General features: G+C 70.5%; 13 protein-coding genes. 10 read left to right on the top strand and 3 right to left on the bottom strand.

Annotated elements, in window-relative coordinates; all coding sequences use genetic code 11:
• The first annotated feature begins 93 nt into the window (after positions 1–93).
• The 5 genes from ACFKCF_RS30950 to ACFKCF_RS30930 all read left to right on the top strand — a co-directional run bounded on the left by ACFKCF_RS30950 (position 94) and on the right by ACFKCF_RS30930 (position 5080).
• Positions 94–1464 (top strand): Dyp-type peroxidase, encoded by a 1371-nt coding sequence (locus ACFKCF_RS30950; RefSeq protein ID WP_394498787.1) that lies wholly within the window; start codon positions 94–96, stop codon positions 1462–1464.
• Between the two features lie 130 nt (positions 1465–1594).
• The gene (locus ACFKCF_RS30945) at positions 1595–2278 is read left to right on the top strand and encodes a GAP family protein (RefSeq protein WP_394498786.1); all 684 of its coding nucleotides are present in this window, start codon (positions 1595–1597) and stop codon (positions 2276–2278) included.
• A gap of 40 nt (positions 2279–2318) precedes the next feature.
• Positions 2319–4115, top strand: a complete 1797-nt coding sequence (nhaA, locus tag ACFKCF_RS30940) for a Na+/H+ antiporter NhaA (RefSeq protein ID WP_394498785.1) — start codon at positions 2319–2321, stop codon at positions 4113–4115.
• Positions 4116–4193: 78 nt separating this feature from the next.
• Positions 4194–4589, top strand: a complete 396-nt coding sequence (locus tag ACFKCF_RS30935) for a hypothetical protein (protein WP_394498784.1) — start codon at positions 4194–4196, stop codon at positions 4587–4589.
• Positions 4590–4840: 251 nt separating this feature from the next.
• Entirely contained in the window at positions 4841–5080 is a 240-nt protein-coding gene (locus ACFKCF_RS30930; protein ID WP_394498783.1) for a hypothetical protein, read from the top strand.
• On the opposite strand, the gene ACFKCF_RS30925 is transcribed toward ACFKCF_RS30930, so the two are convergent.
• A complete protein-coding gene (locus tag ACFKCF_RS30925) occupies positions 5077–5253 on the bottom strand; it encodes a hypothetical protein (protein ID WP_394498782.1) in 177 nt (58 codons plus the stop codon). The genes ACFKCF_RS30930 and ACFKCF_RS30925 overlap by 4 nt on opposite strands.
• Before the next feature lie 46 nt (positions 5254–5299).
• Between ACFKCF_RS30925 and ACFKCF_RS30920 the strand changes: the two genes are divergently transcribed.
• Positions 5300–6325 carry a helix-turn-helix transcriptional regulator gene (locus ACFKCF_RS30920; RefSeq protein ID WP_394498781.1) on the top strand — a complete coding sequence of 342 codons (1026 nt, stop codon included), beginning with the start codon at positions 5300–5302 and terminating at the stop codon, positions 6323–6325.
• Between the two features lie 260 nt (positions 6326–6585).
• Here the strand turns inward: ACFKCF_RS30920 and ACFKCF_RS30915 are convergent, their stop codons facing one another.
• On the bottom strand, positions 6586–7518 hold the full coding sequence (locus ACFKCF_RS30915; RefSeq protein WP_394498780.1) for a GNAT family N-acetyltransferase: 933 nt from the start codon (positions 7516–7518) through the stop codon (positions 6586–6588).
• A gap of 264 nt (positions 7519–7782) precedes the next feature.
• Between ACFKCF_RS30915 and ACFKCF_RS30910 the strand changes: the two genes are divergently transcribed.
• The 3 genes from ACFKCF_RS30910 (at position 7783) to ACFKCF_RS30900 (ending at position 13762) form a co-directional block, all read left to right on the top strand.
• The gene (locus ACFKCF_RS30910) at positions 7783–9078 is read left to right on the top strand and encodes a PHB depolymerase family esterase (RefSeq protein ID WP_394498779.1); all 1296 of its coding nucleotides are present in this window, start codon (positions 7783–7785) and stop codon (positions 9076–9078) included.
• 155 nt (positions 9079–9233) lie between these two features.
• A complete protein-coding gene (locus ACFKCF_RS30905) occupies positions 9234–12980 on the top strand; it encodes a S8 family peptidase (protein WP_394498778.1) in 3747 nt (1248 codons plus the stop codon).
• A 92-nt stretch (positions 12981–13072) separates the two neighbouring features.
• Positions 13073–13762, top strand: a complete 690-nt coding sequence (locus ACFKCF_RS30900) for a 4'-phosphopantetheinyl transferase (protein ID WP_394498777.1) — start codon at positions 13073–13075, stop codon at positions 13760–13762.
• Between the two features lie 18 nt (positions 13763–13780).
• Here ACFKCF_RS30900 and fxsT read toward each other — a convergent pair whose 3' ends face one another.
• The gene (fxsT, locus tag ACFKCF_RS30895; protein WP_394498776.1) at positions 13781–16336 is read right to left on the bottom strand and encodes an FxSxx-COOH system tetratricopeptide repeat protein; all 2556 of its coding nucleotides are present in this window, start codon (positions 16334–16336) and stop codon (positions 13781–13783) included.
• A 110-nt stretch (positions 16337–16446) separates the two neighbouring features.
• Between fxsT and ACFKCF_RS30890 the strand changes: the two genes are divergently transcribed.
• Positions 16447–16614, top strand: coding sequence for a hypothetical protein (locus ACFKCF_RS30890; protein ID WP_185078173.1), 168 nt, complete (start codon positions 16447–16449; stop codon positions 16612–16614).
• Positions 16615–16747 lie beyond the last annotated feature (133 nt).

Raw genomic sequence — 16747 nt, 5'->3', positions numbered from 1 at the left:
GCGCGTTGGAATACGGGGGATTCGTGCAGAGCGTTCCTCGTTCGGCGCGTTAGGGGGCCCGATTTCACATCGAAACGGGGAAGGGACTCGGCAATGCCTGTCGACCTGAACAACGCACAACCTCTGGCCTGGGACTCGGCCACGCTCGACGCGGACACCAAGGCGATGCTCGACAATCTCCAGCCGAACATCCTGCGCGCTCACGTGCGCGAGCACCTGTCCGTGCTGTTCGTCAGGTTCAACGACGTAACGGAAGGAAAGGCGTTTCTCCGGCACGTCGCGACCACCAAGATGAAGTCGGCCCGCAAGCACCTGCAGGAGGTGCGTGACTTCAACGCGAAAGGCACCCGCGGCACGCCGTACGTGGGCATCGGCATCAGCAAGGCCGGCTACCGCGACCTCGGCCACTCGGTGGAGGACGTGCGCAAGTTCGGGGACAGGGTGTTCCGCGACGGCATGAAGCGGCGCGTCGCCGAGGTCGCCGACCCGCCCGTGGAGACGTGGGAGCGCGCGTACCAGCGGGAGATCCACGCCGTCATCCTGATCGGCGACTCGGAGCCCGAGCCGGTGGCGGCGCTGCGCGAGGAGATCCTCGGCGAGCTGCCGGAGAGCGCCCGGCTGCTCGGCGAGGAGACCGGGCAGGGCATGCGCAATCCCGCCGGCGACGGCATCGAGCACTTCGGGTACGTGGACGGCCGCAGCCAGCCGCTGTTCGTGAAGGACGAGGTGGACAAGGAGCCGAAGCAGCACTGGGACCCGGCGTTCCCGCTGGGCAATGTGCTCGTGCCCGACCCCTTCGCGCCGAACCCCGTCCGCCACCACGGCAGCTACCTGGTGTTCAGGAAGCTGGAGCAGAACGTACGGGCGTTCAAGACGATCGAGCAGGAGCTGGCCGACGGCCTGGGCCTGGTCGGCGCCGACCGCGACCGGGCGGGCGCCATGCTCGTCGGCCGGTTCAGGGACGGCACGCCCCTGACCAGCAAGCCCAAGGTGGGCGGCGGGCCGGTGGGCAACGACTTCACCTTCGACGGCGACGACGGCTCCAAGTGCCCCTTCAGCGGGCACATCAGGAAGACGAACCCGCGCTCGTTCGGGCGTGAGGTGATCATGGCGCGGCGCGGGCAGACGTACGGGGAGCGGACCGACGAGCCGTGGGACGACTCGCCGCCGGAGACCCGGCCGAGCGGTGAGGTGGGGCTGCTGTTCATGGCGTTCAACGGCAGCCTGCTGAACCAGTTCGAGTTCACGCAGCAGTCGTGGGCCGACAACCCCGACTTCGAGAACCCGGCCACCGGGCACGACCCGGTGATCGGGCAGGGCGATCGGGACATCAAGGTCGCGTTCCCGAAGGTCTGGGGCAAGCCCGAACTGTCGGCGCCACAGGCTCAGGTGGCCCAGACGGTCACGATGAAGGGCGGCGAGTACTTCTTCGCGCCGTCGCTGGCGTACCTGCGGAACCTGTAACCGGGAAGGGGCCGGGCCCGTTCGCGGCCCGGCCTCCTCCGGCGCGCCTTGTCGATGCGCAGAAGGATGTACGCCGGTTTCAGCCCGCCGGAGGAGGAGACACCGGTCGCGACCCGGCACGATCGACAGCATGACGATCGGACTGCTGCTCTCCCTCGCCGCCCTGGCCCTCGTCGACAGCACCAGCTTCGGCACCCTAGGCATCCCTGTCTACCTGCTGCTGGCCTCGAAACGGTCGGGCGGGTTGCTGGTCTACCTGGCCACCATCGCGGTCTTCTACTTCCTGGTGGGGGTCGCGCTCATGCTGGGACTGTCCACGGTGATGGAGCGCTTCGGTGACGTGCTGCGCAGCGCTCCCGCGTACTGGGTGCAGCTCGTGCTGGGCGTGGGGCTGTTCGCGCTGAGCTTCAGGCTCGACCCCAAGCGGCGCGCGAAGCTGGGCAAGCCCGAGCGCCGCTTCGAGCCCCGGGTGGGCGGTCCACGCGTGATGGTGCTGCTGGGGCTGACCGCTGGGGTGCTGGAGGTGGCGACGATGGTGCCCTACCTCTCCGCGATCGGCATCATGACCTCGGCGGAGCTGACCACCGGGCAGTGGGTGCCGGTGCTGGGCGCGTACGTGCTCGTCATGATCCTGCCGCCGCTGGCGCTCATGGGGCTGCGGGCCGTGGCGGGAGCCTGGCTGGAACCGAAGCTGGAGCGGCTGCGGGCCTGGATGAGCAAGCACGCGGCGTCGGCCCTGAGCTGGGGGGTTGCCATCGTCGGATTCCTGCTTGCCCGAGATGCGGCGTTTTATCTGTTCTTCCAGACCCCATAGGATCGGATGCCTCCGCTGGATCTTCGGGGGGAGATCTGTGATGTTGCGGGCGTTCCTGCGGACCGAGGCAGGCAGCACGACCGTGCTGCTGGTGGCCACGGTGCTCGCCCTGCTCTGGGCGAACTCGCCATGGGGTGACACCTACGAGGCGTTCTGGCACACCCCCATGGGGATCTCCTTCGGGGACGCCGACTTCTCGCTGGACCTGCGGCACTGGGTCAACGACGGGCTGATGACCGTCTTCTTCTTCCTCATCGGCCTCGAGGTCTCCTACGAGGTGCGGCTCGGGCAGCTCCGGAACCGGCGGCTCATCGCCGTCCCGGCCGTCGCGGCCTTCGGCGGGATGCTGGTGCCGGCCGGCGTCTACCTCCTGCTCAACTTCGGCGGGCCGGGCGCGGGCGGGTGGGGCGTGCCCATCGCCACCGACACCGCCTTCGTGCTGGGCGTGCTCGCCATCGTGGGGGCCCGGTGCCCGGATCCGCTGCGGGCGTTCCTGCTGACGCTGGCCATCGTGGACGACGTGCTGGCGATCATGATCATCGCGATCTTCTACACCGCCAGCCTCTCCATCCCCGCTCTCATCACCGCCGTCGTGCTCCTCGGGGCCATCGTGACCCTGCGATGGCTGAGGATCTGGCGGGCGCCCGCCTACGTCGTGCTGGGGTTCGCGCTCTGGGTGGCCACCCTCGAGAGCGGGATCCACCCGACGCTGGTCGGCATCGCGCTGGGCCTGCTGGTCTTCGTCTACGCGCCTACCGACCAGAAGCTGCTGCTCGCCGGCGAGGCCGTGCAGGAGTTCACCAGCGAGCCGAGCGCCCGGGCCGCCAGGGAGGCCACCCGGCGGGTCCAGCGGGCCGTCTCCGTCAACGAGCGGCTGCAACTGCGCCTGCACCCGTGGAGCAGCTACGTCATCGTGCCGATCTTCGCCCTGGCCAACGCCGGGGTGCGGCTCGACGGCGAGACCCTGCGGGCCGCCCTCACCTCGCCCGTCTCCATCGGGGTGGCGCTGGGGCTGGTGCTCGGGAAGTTCGTCGGGATCTCCCTCGGCACGTGGCTCCCGCTGCGGTTCGGATGGGGGATCCTGCCCGGGAACCTCGTGTGGGGGCAGCTGCTGGGCGGGGCGGCCGTGTCCGGGATCGGGTTCACGGTGGCGCTGTTCATCGTGGACCTGGCCTTCGACGGGTCGCCCGTCCACGCCCAGGCGAAGATCGGTATCCTGGCGGGGTCGCTGCTGTCCGCCCTGCTGGGGTGGGTGATCTTCCGGTTGGCGTGGGATCGGGGCGGGGTGTGCGCGCCGCCCGAGGCCGAGCCGCCCGAGGAGCTGCCCGACCGGCTCACGGTGCCGGTCGGTCCGGCGGACCACGTGCGCGGGCCCGAGGACGCCAAGATCACGATCGTCGAGTACGGGGACTTCGAGTGCCCGTACTGCGGGCGGCTGCACCCGGTCCTGGAGGAGATCCGCCGGAAAAATCCCGATGTACGGATGGTTTTCCGGCATTACCCGATCCGTACGCTGCACCCGCGGGCCGCGTCGGCCGCGATCGTCTCCGAGGCCGCGGCCGACCAGGGCAGGTTCTGGGAGATGCACGACATCCTCTACGACAACCAGCGCTTCCTCACCGACGCCGACCTGGAGCACTACGCCGCCGAGCTGGGCGTCGACCCCTGGTCCGACGTGCCGGGCCACGCCGCGCGGATCGCCCTCCACGAGGAGTCGGGCCGTGACAGCGGCGTGCGCGGCACCCCCACGCTCTTCCTGAACGGCGTGCGCTACCAGGGCAGCCTGGACAAGGGGTCGATCAGCAGAGCATTGGACGATCTACGCAAATCCCCGTAGCGTCGTCGCGTCCGGCTTGTCCCCGATCGGAGCTTCCTGATGCTTGCCGATATCAGCAGTTACCTCACCTTTGCCGTGATGGGCATCCTGTTTCTCCTCGGCGTCGTCGTGACCGCGATGGCCAGACGCGCCCACGGCTCGGCCGCGCTGATCGGCATGGGGGGCTGCATCCTGCTCCTGCTGGGGCTGGCGTTCGACGGCTTCCGCTCTTTCGTGCTGTATCCGCAGATGGGCACGTCGCTCGGCATCGAGACCGTGACCATCACCAACCTGGTCTCCCTGCTCTTCAACGCGGGCGGCACGGCCCTGCTGATCTGGGCCGTGGTGGCCCGGCGCAACCCGCGCCGGCCCGCCCAGCCGCCGCAGGGTCCCGGCTGGCCGCAGCAACCCCCGTATCCGCAGCAGCCGTACCCGCAGCAGCAGCCCGGCTGGCAGAACCCGCAGCAGCCGCCCTACGGCCAGGGCCAGAGCTGACGGACCCGCGGGACGGGTCCCCCGGCGAAGTGTGACAATGGGAGGGCACGCCCCCACTCTCCGCAGCAGCTCCTGAGGAGATCATGACTCGAGAGCAACCTGACCCGCAGGGCCAGGATCCCCACCAGACGATCAGGCACCGCCAACCCTTCCCGACACAGCCCTTCCCGACACAGCCCTCCCAGCAGGGACCTTCCGGACCGGTCCCGCCGCCGCGACACGGTCAACCGCCCCCGCAGGACCCCCCGACCGTGCGCGTGCCGCCACCCCCCGCCCCGCCGACCGTGCGCGTGCCCCGCCCCGGGCGACCGCAGGACCCGCCCTCCACGCAGCGGCTCCCCTACACGCCGGACATGCTGCCCGACGTGCCCCACTACGAGACCAAGCCGCCCAGATCGGCCTGGTGGTGGGCGATCGTGGCCGGGTCGCTGGTGCTGCTGATCGCGGCCGTCGCGGTGGCGGCTGTCCTCTGGGCCCGCGCCGGCGCTTAGGCCCGGCCGAAGTCCATCTCCCAGTTCGTCTCCCAGGTGAGCCCGCCGGACCCTCTGGTCGGGAACGTGATCTCGTCGAAGCCGGCAGCGACGAATGGGACGAGTTCCCCGGCCGTCCGACCACCACCCGGCACTTCGACGGGGCCGCCGGCGAGAAAGTCGCAATCGTTCATGCGGGCGAGGCCAGGCCGTGTTCACTGACAGGTAGTGTCAGTGAATGTGCGTGCCTCCCGCCTGGTCTCGATCCTCCTGCTCCTGCAGACGCGCGGCCGGATGACCGCGCAGGATCTGGCCGAACGGCTGGAGGTCTCGGTACGCACCATCTACCGCGACGTCGAGTCCCTCCACGCCGCAGGCATCCCCCTGTACGGCGACGCGGGCCCGAAGGGCGGCTACCAGCTGCTCGACGGCTACCGCACCAGGCTCACCGGGCTGACGGCCGACGAGGCCGAGTCGCTGTTCCTGGCCGGCCTGCCGGGTCCGGCGGCGGAGCTGGGGCTGGGGGCGGTGGTCACGGCCGCGCAGCTCAAGCTCATGGCGGCGCTGCCCGTGGAGCTCCGCGACCGCGCCGGCCGCATCCAGGAGCGCTTCCACCTCGACGCGCCCACCTGGTACCGCGACCAGGAGCCGGTGACCTTCCTGCCCGCCGTGGCCGACGCCGTCTGGAACGAGCGCCGCATCCAGGTCAGATACCGCCGCTGGAAGGCGCCCCAGGAGGTGGAGCGACGGCTGGACCCGTACGGGCTGGTCGTCAAGGCCGGGCGGTGGTATCTCGTCGCGCGGGCGGACGAGGACGTGCGCACCTACCGCGTCTCGCAGATCCTCGACCTGCACCCGCTCCCCGAGGGCTTCACCAGGCCGGACGGCTTCGACTTGGCGGCTTACTGGCAGGAGTACCTGGCCGAGTTCGAGGCCCGGCTGCGGCGGGGCGAGGCGGTGGTCCGGCTGTCGCCGCGCGGCGTCGAACGCGTGCCCGACCTCATGACCCCCGGCGTGGTGGCGGCGGCCAGGGACAGCGCGCAGCCGCCCGACGAGGAGGGCTGGACGCGGGTCACGGTGCCGATCGAGTCGATCGAGCACGCGCTCGCCGAGTTCCTGCGGCTGGGCACCGACGTCGAGGTGCTGGCCCCCGCCGAGCTCCGCGACCGCATGGCCGCCACCGCCGCCGAACTCGCCGCCCGCTACCGTGCTCGGCCCGCTCTCCTTCGCCGGCCCCTCCAGCAGCCGCAGCACCCAAGAGCCTGATCGACACGTCCAGCATCGGCACGGGCTCGTCGGCGATCAGCGCGACCGGCCGCACCGCCGGCGCCCGCGCGATGGCCACCCGCTGCCGCGACACCGTCCCGGCCCGCAGCGCGATCGACACGTCCTCGACGGCCCGCACCGGCGGTCGCCTGCCGAAGCGGGCATGAGGGCCCGGTCGCCCCGCAGGGCGTGCTGGGCGAGCACGGCGTCCGCCGTCAGGTCCAGGTCGCCCGCGTGCGCGCCGACGGCCAGGACATGCGTCACGGCCTCCTCATCACGTGGAAGCGCCGGGTGATCCCGTAGCCGGCCTTGGTGTAGAGGCGGCCGGCCGGGCTCGCCTCGCCGGTCCAGAGGAACCACGACGAGTGGAGCCCTTCGGCGCGCATCTTGGTCATGGTGAGATGGAGGAGGATCTTGCCGAGGCCGGTGCCGCGCTGCTCGGGGTCGACGCCGAAGGGGCCGAAGCGCTCGGGGATGCCACGGTAGGCCGCATACAGAGCAAATCCCACTATTTGATCTTTTTTCGCGACGATCACGCGTTTGGGGTCGCGGTGCTGCCGGATCGCCTCGCCCCAGTCGGGGTTGAAGGCGTCGGCCGCGAAGCGGATCAGCTCGGGCAGCTCGCCGTCCCTGGGCCTGCGAAAGGCGTACCCCTCGCTCTCCCGCTCGGCGCGCAGCTCGCGCACGTCGTCGGGGGTCACGTAGCCGACGAGCGTCCGGTCCATGGCGACCGGCGAGTAGAGGGTCCGGAAGCCGAGCCCGCCCAGGAGCCGGTAGCCGTCGGGGTAGAGCTCGGCGTCCACCCCAGGGAGCACATAGTTCGGCGTATAGGACGAAAAATCGACCTTCGTCCGGCCGGCTCGCTCCAGGAACGCCAGCGCCTCGCCCACCAGCCGCCTCCCGAGCCCGCCCCCGCGATGCTCGGGGACCACGAAGAAGAACGGGATCCAGCCGGTGTCCGGCTCCAGGTCGGTGCCCGGGGCCAAGGGGGCCAGGCGGCGCACGCCGTACGCGCAGCCCACCACCCGGCCGCCGGAGACGGCCACGCGCAGGCCCTCGGGGTCGAAGTTGGGATCGAGCAACACGCAGTCGCGGAACCAGCCGGAGGTGGTGGGATCGGCCGGCATGCTGCGGTTCCAGGCGTCCACCAGGGAGACCTCGTCACCGGACGCGAAGGCGCGGACTGTGACCATCGGGGTCCTTTCATCTCCGGTCCCAGCTTCCCCACGGTCAACGGACAAGGTCAAGACGATCCAGGAATTTATTTTCTCCGTTGGCGCACCTCCAGAAAATTTCTTTTGCGCGCTGGATATCCGAAACTTTCACATTCGATCAACCTGCCCTCATTCTTAGCCGCAGGTCACCCGGCTCCCCTGATGCGTCACCACCAGCAGTGATTGCGCTGGCGAAAGTTTCGCTTCACACTCGCAATGTTTCAGGCGAACGAGAGGAACCCGATGAACGTGAGAGCTCGGATCGTGGGTGCCTTGATCGCCGCCGTGACGCTCATCGTCGCGGGGCTGATCACCGCGCCACCGGCCTCGTCGGCACAGCTGACGGAGGTGACCGGCTTCGGCACTAACCCGACAAACCTGCGCATGCACCTGTACGTCCCTGACGGCGTCGGGACCCGACCGCCTCTCCTGGTCGCCGTGCACTACTGCACGGGATCGGGCCCGGCCTTCTACTCCGGCACGGAGTTCGCCTCGCTGGCCGACCGGTACAAGTTCATCGTGATCTACCCGTCCGCGACCCGGAGCGGTTCCTGCTTCGACGTCTCCTCGCCGCAGGCGCTGCGGCACGACGGCGGCAGCGACCCGGTGGGCATCGTCTCGATGGTCAGGTACGTGCAGCAGCGCTACGCCACCGACCCCGACCGCACCTTCGTGACCGGGGCCTCGTCGGGCGCCATGATGACGAACGTCCTGCTGGGCGACTACCCCGACGTCTTCAAGGCCGGAGCCGCGTTCGCCGGCGTGCCGTTCGCCTGCTTCGCCACCACGGACGGGTCGATGTGGAACAGCGCCTGCGCCAACGGCCAGATCTCCAAGACGCCGCAGCAGTGGGGCGACCTCGTACGCGGCGCGTACCCCGGCTACAGCGGCCCTCGCCCGCGCATGCAGGTGTGGCACGGCACCGCCGACACCACGCTGCGTTACCCGAACTTCCAGGAGGAGATCAAGCAGTGGACCAACGTCCACGGCCTGAGCCAGACGCCCAGCAGCACCGACCAGCCGCAGTCCGGCTGGACCAGGACCCGGTACGGCGGCACCGGCACGATGGCCCCCGTCGAGGCGATCAGCCTGCAGGGCGTCGGCCACAACGTCCCGATGAGCGGGATGGCCGCCGCCGTGATCGCGTTCTTCGGCCTTGACCAGGGCGGCGGCGGGCCCACGACGACGCCGACCCCGACGCCGACCCCGACCCCGACGCCCGGGACCGGGGCGTGCCAGGTCACGTACACGATGAACGCCTGGAACACCGGCTTCACGGCAGCGGTCACGCTCACCAACACCGGCACCAGCCAGCTCACCTCCTGGGCGCTGACCTTCACGCTCCCCGCGGGCCAGAGCGTCACCTCCGCGTGGAACGCCACGATCTCGCCCGCGAGCGGCCAGGTCACGGCCAGGAACGTCAGCTACAACGGCACGGTCGCCCCGGGCGCGTCCGCCTCGTTCGGCTTCCAGGCCAACCACACGGGGAACACCTCCAAGCCGCCGGCCTTCACCCTCAACGGCGCCACCTGCACCTGACGGCCCGCTCCACCGGGCTCGGAACCCTCCCGAGCCCGGTGTGATCATCTGATGGATACTGGCCCTTCTCGGAGAATTTGGGAGCGCTCCCGACAGTGCTCCTGCTGTAACCGAAAGGGCACATCTTGTCCAAATTTCACACGCGGTTATCGGCGGTGTTATCGGGCGCGGCGCTCGTGCTCACCGCCGGGCTCGCGCCGCTCCACCAGGCGGCAGCCGCGGCCACCGAGCCCGCTGAGACCCAGCCGGCCCGTGTCACCCTCACCCTCATCACCGGAGACGTCGTCGAGTACGCGCCGTCGCAGGGCGGCGCCCCCTCCATCGCCATCAGGCCGGCGCCCAGGACCGACGGCGCGGACGTCACGTTCGCCACGCTGCCCGGCAAGGACGGCGGATATCTGGTCCTCCCCTCCGACGCGGCCCCCATGGTCGCCGCCGGGACCCTGGACGAGGAGCTGTTCGACGTCGAGACGCTGGCGCGGGACCAGCGCGTCGAGGCGATCCCGCTGCTCGTCACCTACCCGGGCGACCCCGCCCCCGCCGCGCTCGCCAGATCCGCCCGGTCCCTGCCGGGCGGCGAGAACGTGCGGGTGCTCGACAGCGTCAACGGCGTCGCGCTCACGGTACGCGCCGACCGGGCGGACGACTTCTGGGCCGGGCTGCGTACCGGCGGCCGGCTGAGCGGCGGCGGGATCTCCAAGATCTGGCTGGACCGCAAGACGCGGGCCTCGCTCGACAAGAGCGTGCCCCTGATCGGCGCACCGGCCGGATGGGAGCGCGGGTTCGACGGCAAGGGGGTCAAGGTCGCCGTCCTCGACACCGGGATCGACGCCGGCCACCCGGACTTCGCCGGACGGATCCTGGCCGGCGAGAACTTCTCCGACTCGGCCGGCATCGCCGACAAGGTGGGACACGGCACGCACGTCGCCTCGACGATCGCGGGCGCCGGGCCGACGTACAAGGGCGTGGCGCCGGCCGCGTCCCTGCTGGTCGGCAAGATCCTCGCGGACAACGGCCTGGGCGACTGGTCGTGGGCCATCTCCGGCATGGAGTGGGCCGCCGCGCAAGGCGCCGACGTGGTGAACATGAGCCTGGGCACCTGCTGCGGCAACGGCACCGACCCGATGAGCCAGGCGCTGAACGAGCTCACCAAGAAGTACGGGACGCTCTTCGTGACGGCGGCCGGCAATGAGGAGGACCCGCTCACGGTGAGCATCCCGGCCGCGGCCGACGAGGCGCTGGCCGTCGGCGCGGTGGACAAGGAGACCGGCACGACGCTGGCCGATTTCTCCAGCAAGGGGCCGCGGCTGGACGACGCCGCCGTCAAGCCGAACATCGTCGCCCCCGGCGTGGACATCGTCGCCGCCCGCTCGGCCTACTCCTCGTTGCCCGGCATCCCGGGCGACGACAGGTACACGGCCTTCAGCGGCACCTCCATGGCCACCCCGCACGTCGCCGGGGCCGCCGCGATCCTGGCCCAGCAGCATCCCGGCTGGCGGGCCGCCGAGCTGCGTGACGCGCTGACCTCGACGGCCGTGCGCAACGACGGGCACAACTGGTTCGAGCAGGGCAGCGGCCGGGTGGACGTGGCCCGCGCCGTCACCCAGAGCGTCTTCGCCACCTCCGTGGTGGACTTCCGGCTCCTCGGCAAGCCCGCCACCAGGCAGGTCACGTACCGCAACCTCGGCTCCGAGCCGGTCACGCTGGCCGTCTCGCTCGTCACGCGCGGCTGGAGCGGCAGGCCGGCACCCGGCAAGGCGGTCAGGCTGGGCGCGCAGAGCGTCACCGTCCCCGCGAACGGCACCGCCGCCGTCTCCCTCACCGCCGACCCTTCGGCCGGCCCGATCGGCGCCTACGGGGGCTGGGTGACGGCGAGCGGCGGCGACGTGCGGCTGGTGACGCCGTTCAGCTACTACACGGGTCCCGCCACGCACCGGCTGGGGGTGTCGCTGGTCAACTCGTACGGGACCAAGGAGTTCTTCCCCGGTTACCAGGCCGAGCCCCTGGTGTACGCGATGCCGCTGAAGCGGGCGAACAGCCCGGAAGACCCGTTCAACCCGTACGGGTACTACTACCTGCGTACCGACTATTCGGGCAACGGCGAGTTCTCCCTGCCCGCCGGGGACTACGAACTGATCGGCGTCGCCAACGAGAGCCGGATCAGCAACCGTACGAGCTGGGTGATCGAGAACGTCCGCCTCGACGGGGACAGGACCGTCACCCTGGACGCGCGCGAGACGGCCCCGATCCGGCCGAGGACACCGAAGGCCCTGGACGGGAGCGGGAACGCGTACTACGTGCGCACGTTCACCGACCGCGCCCAGCCGGTCTCGCTGTACGGCGGGGTCCAGGGCGGCGGGCAGGAGCTGTTCGTCACGCCCGTGTCCTCGGTGAAGTCGGGCAAGGTGCGGCTGTCGCACCAGTGGAACCTGGAGCCCTCCGTGCTCGCCTCGGCCGCCGCTGACGGGCTGGCCCTGCATCCCGCGTACGACGTGGAGGCCATGCGCAGGCTGACCACCGGCACGACCTACTCCGTGGTCTCGGTCGGAAGGGGCCGGCCGGAGGATTTTTCGGGTGTGGACGCCTCCGGCAAGCTCGTGCTCGTCGGGATCCCGGTCGAGAGCGGCTACGTCAACGCGAGCGTCCAGATGGACGACGCCGGCCGCGAGGCCTCCCTGCGCGGCGCGGCGGGCGTCATCGGCTTCCTCGACGTGGACGGCGGGCGGGCGCGCGTGCCGCAGGGCTGGTCACTGCGGCTGGGGCTGGACGCCGCCGAAGGGCGTTCGCTACGGTCCGCGCTGGCCAAGGGGCCGGTGTCGGTGCGTCTGGAGCCGTACGCGGGGCCGGGCGAGGTCTACCACCTCCGCTTCGACTCGCGCGGCCGGGTGCCCTCGCGGCCCGTCAAGGTCGACCTGGGGCGGCTGGTACGCATCGACGCCGCCTACCACGCCGACAAACCGGACACCAGCGGCTGGGAGTACGGCGAGTCGACGGCCGGCGAGGAGCCGGGGCGGATGGCGTACGGCGGGTCGCTGCGGATGCCCGTCACCCGGACCGAATACTTCGGGCCCGTGTCCGATGACGTGGTGTGGTCCCGCACGATCACGAACGACGGGCTGGTCCTGCACTCCGACGACCGGTTCACCGGTGGCGACCGGCGGGTCTCCGAGCAGTGGTTCAAGGCACCGCTGGTGCCTGCCGCCGCGGACGTGCCGTCGGGCTACCCGGTCAAGGTGCCGTGCGCGCTGTGCCGGGACTCCGAGCGGTTCGTACCTTTCGAACAGTGGCGGGACTCCGACCCCCGTCACTACAGCGACCTGAGCCCGGTCACCTCGGCGCCCCGGCTGCTCGTGGGCGATCAGGAGCTGTCCCCGCAGGGCTGGCGGCCCCGGTCCTTCACCGTGCCCGCAGGTCCCGGGTCCTACCGGGTGGAAGCGGCGGACACCTCGGGACGCACCCTGTCCGGCAAGGTCACGACCACCGCCCGCTTCGCCTCCTCCCCGCCGCCGTCCTCGGGGGCGCCCCGGGGATACTCGTGCTCGTCCGGGGCGGGCTGCGCGTTCCAGCCGGCCGTCCAGGTCACCTACGACCTGCCCCTCGACCTGCTGAACCGGGCCCCGGCCGGGACGCCGTTCGCGTTCGACCTGCACGCGGGCGCGCACTCCGCCGTACGCCGGGCGCCCGCCGTCAACCGGGTCACGGTCGAGTTCTCGGTCGACGACGGGACCACCTGGCGGGCCGCGGCACGGGTCAAAAAGCGCGGCGACGGGCGGTTCCGGGTGGAGCTGACGCATCCCGCCCTGGCGCAGACCAGCGGCTTCGTGTCGCTGCGGGTCACGGCGTCGGACACGGCGGGCGGCTCGACCACCCAGACCATCGACCGCGCCTACGCCCTGAGATGACACCGATCGGCCTCCGGTGACAGCCGTGACGCCACGGCTGTCACCGGAGGCCGGCGACCGGGACACTTCTCCTCGCCGGAGAAGGAGAGACGGTGAACGATAATGCGTTCACCATGCTCGCTGAGATCCTGCCCCCGTGGGTCGCCGCCGCCGAGCTCTTCGGCGACCCACCGGACATCACGCTCTTCCCGGAAGAGGAAGCACTCGTTTCGGGCTCGGCGGACAAGAGGCGGCGCGAGTTCCGTACGTCCCGCCACTGCGCTCACCTGGCACTCCGGCAACTCGGCATGGCCCCCCGCCCCGTCCTCCGCGGCGACCGCGGCGCCCCCGCCTGGCCGGCCGGGGTCGTCGGCAGCATCACGCACTGCGCGGGCTACCGGGCAGCGGCGGTGGCGCACGGCGCCCTGTCGGTCGGCATCGACGCCGAACCCCACCTCCCGATGCCCCACGGCGTCCTGGAGCGAACCGCGACCGCCGCAGAAGCCGCCGCCCTGGACCTCCTGGACCTCCCAGACCCGGGCCGCCTGCTGTTCAGCGCCAAAGAAGCGATCTACAAGGCGTGGTACCCGCTGACGGGCCACTGGCTCGGCTTCCTGGACGCCGCAGTGACCTTCACGACCTCCTCACCACCCCTGCCGGCCGGGTCCGGGGCGCGGTCGGGGACCTTCGCCGCCGAGATCGCGGTCCACGGCCCGGGCTGGCCGACCCGCTTCGAGGGTCGCTGGCTGGTGAGCGGCGGCCTGATCGTGACGGCGATCGCAGTCCCCGCCCCCTCCCCCTAGCCACCTGCCGACCGGCGGTCAGAGGACGGGTGGGTCGAAGTCGAAGTCGAGGCGGTTGCCCTGGCGGGAGACCAGCACGTCGGGGTGGTTGGGGCCGAGCACCCGGTCGTAGCGGTCCAGCACGTCCTCGCGCAGCGCCGCCGCCTCCTCCGTGGCCCCCGTGGCGAGCAGGTCGACGACGAGGTTGGCCCCGGCGGCCAGCGTCACCGGGTGGTCGTCGCCGAACAGGGCCCGCAGGTCCTGCAGCGTCTGCTCCCCGAGCACCCGCGCCTCCTCGTGCAGCCCCACCTCGGCCAGGTCGCTGGCGAGGTTGATGGCGCAGGTCAGGGAGAAGTAGTGCTTGCGCGTGAGCCGCCGGTCGAACCCGGCCAGCGCCGCCTCGTCGATCTCCTTGGCCTGCTCCTTGCTGCCGCTCACCCGCAGCAGCAGGGCGAAGTTGCTGTCGCAGCCGTACTTGAACGGGTGGTCGTCGCCGTACATGCTGGCGAACCTGGAGACGATGTCCCGCAGCAGCCGCAGCGACTCGTCCACCTGGTCGGCGGCCCGCTGGGCGTTGGCCAGGCAGAGAGCGGCGGCGAGGGTGTCGGGGTGGTCGATGCTGGTGCCGCGTTTCTGCACCTCGAAGGTGCGTTCGGCGAGTTCGAGCGCCTCCTCGATGAGGCCCGCCCGGCGTTTGGCGATCGACAGGTCCTTGGCGCTGCGCATCGTCCAGGGGTGCTCCTGGCCCAGCTCCTGGAGGCCGAAGTCGTAGGCGTCCTGGCCGAGGTCGCACGCCTCACGGTAGCGGCCCTGGAGGCGTACGACGCGGGCGAGGTTGTTCATCGAGGAGAGCACGTTGGCGCGGCTCGCGCCCGACCCGGCCTGGCGCTGCAGCTTGAGCACGCGCGCGTGCAGGGACTGCGCCTCCTTGTAGTCGCCGAGCAGCAGGTGGTCGAGGGCGAGGTTGTTCATGGCGCGCAGGGTGCGGCGGTGCGAGCGGCCGAAGACCGCCTCGTGCCTGCTCAGCGATTCCTGGTCGTGCTCCCGCGCCTCCGCGAACTCGCCGCGGTAACGCAGGTCGGCGCCGTGGCTGTTGGTGAGCAGCAGGGTCTCCTCGTCGCCCTCCCCCAGGACGCGCCGCATGCGTTCCATGAGGGCCTTGTTCAGCTCGAACGACTCGTCGATGCTGCCCAGCTCGCGGATGATGATCGCGTAGTGGCGCTGGGCGGTGAGCACGTGCCGGTCGTCCTCGCCGCTGTCCTCCCGCCAGGCCTCCAGGAACTCCTGCACCAGCTCGCGGGCCGACATGAAGTCGCCCGAGGTGTAGACGTAGCGGATGATGTTGAGGGCGAACTTGCGGACGTTGGGGTCGCGGCTGCCTTTGACGTCGGCCGTGGTGATGTGGCCGAGAAGGTTGGCGTAGCGGGGCCAGGCCGTGGTGTCGTCGGGCTCGTAACCGGCCACCGAGGCCGACAGCAGGAGGTGGACCTCGCGGCGGAAGGCGTCGGCCTCGTCCTCGTCGAGCTCGTCGCGCAGCAGCGCCTGGACCAGCCGGTGCACCTGGACCGTACGGCTCTCCGAGTCGATCCGCACCAGGGCGTACCTGCCCAGCTCCCGGATGACCTGGCTGAGCTGGATCGGGTCGGCCAGCAGGCCGGCGATCTTGGATCCGGCCGCGTACGCCTCGGGCAGCTCGTCCAGCAGGTCGCGCGGGATCGGCTCGGGCCCGAAGAACGCGAAGCAGCGCAGCAGCTCCACCGCGTCGGGCAGCCTGGCCTTGAGCTGCGACACCGAGGTGGCCCACGCCGCCGTCATCGACAGCGGGTAGTCGGACGGCTTGTTGGCGCCCAGGAGCCGGGTCGTCTGCCTCTTCAGCAGCCGCAGATATTCGTCGGCCGACATCCCCGACTCGGCCTGCAGCGCGCCCGCCTGCTCCAGGGCCAGCGGCAGGTCGCCGAGGGCCTCGGCCAGCCGGTTGGCCTGCTCGTGGTCGATCGCCCGCCCCACCCGCTTGACCAGGAACGCGATGCTCTCCTCGCGCTCGAACACGTCCACGGGCAGGGTGTCGACGACGCCCTGCCAGCTGTGGTTGCGGGAGGTGATCAGCACGTGGCCGGGACCGCGCGGGACGATGTCGTTGATCTCCAGGTTCTCCGCGTTGTCGAAGATCAACAACCAGTTCCGGTACGGATCGCCGCGCCGCAGCGCGTCCAGCGCCGCTTCGGCCGCGTCCTCGACGCTGTGGGGGCCGACCCTGAGATGCAGCTCGCGGGCCAACCCGGCCAGCGATGACTTCACCAGCATCGTCTGCGCCGACGGCACCCACCACACCAGGTCATAGGCGTGCCGGAAGCGGTGGGCGTACTCGATCGCGAGTTGCGACTTGCCCACGCCGCCGAGTCCTTGCAGAGCGTGCGGCGCAGGTTGAGACTGGTCCTGTGCCTGGGGGAGGACGGCAGTGACCTTGGACTGGAGCCCCGTACGCAGCTTCTCGATGAGGTCGTCCCGACCCGTGAAGTTCTTGTTCCGCTGGGGGACTTTGCCCCATACGGATGGTGCATGGCCAGAATCGTGTTGCGAGTGCGAATTTGTCACGATATCGCCTCGAGTCGGCCGGTCGTCACATCAGCTGAGACAAGCATAGACAGCATATTGAAGCCAGAGATAGATAGGATCCGCTAGATCCATCAGGTCCAGGGAGAGCGATGAACAAGGAAGCAGTGCAGGGATACGGCGGTGGGCTCATTGATGTCAGCGGGCGCACCCTGGAGGAGCTCAAAGACATCGACGACTCCCGGCTGAAGGACGCCATAGACCGCCTTCTCGACGAGACCGGCGTGACGCCCGTGGCCAAATTCCAGTCTTCCATCTGAGTCAGCCCGCGGGTCGGCCGCCACGCCTGACCTGCGGGCCGACACTTCCCCCACATTTAGGCCAGCCCGAAAACATTCACATATTTCCATCCGTCCCGGGTCATATACTCCTCAGCACAAGAATGGTCCTGCC

The organism is Nonomuraea sp. JJY05, assembly GCF_043496855.1.
Lineage (GTDB): Bacteria > Actinomycetota > Actinomycetes > Streptosporangiales > Streptosporangiaceae > Nonomuraea.
The sequence above is the reverse complement of the archived record's forward strand: the minus strand, read 5'-3'. Positions and strand labels throughout refer to the sequence as shown.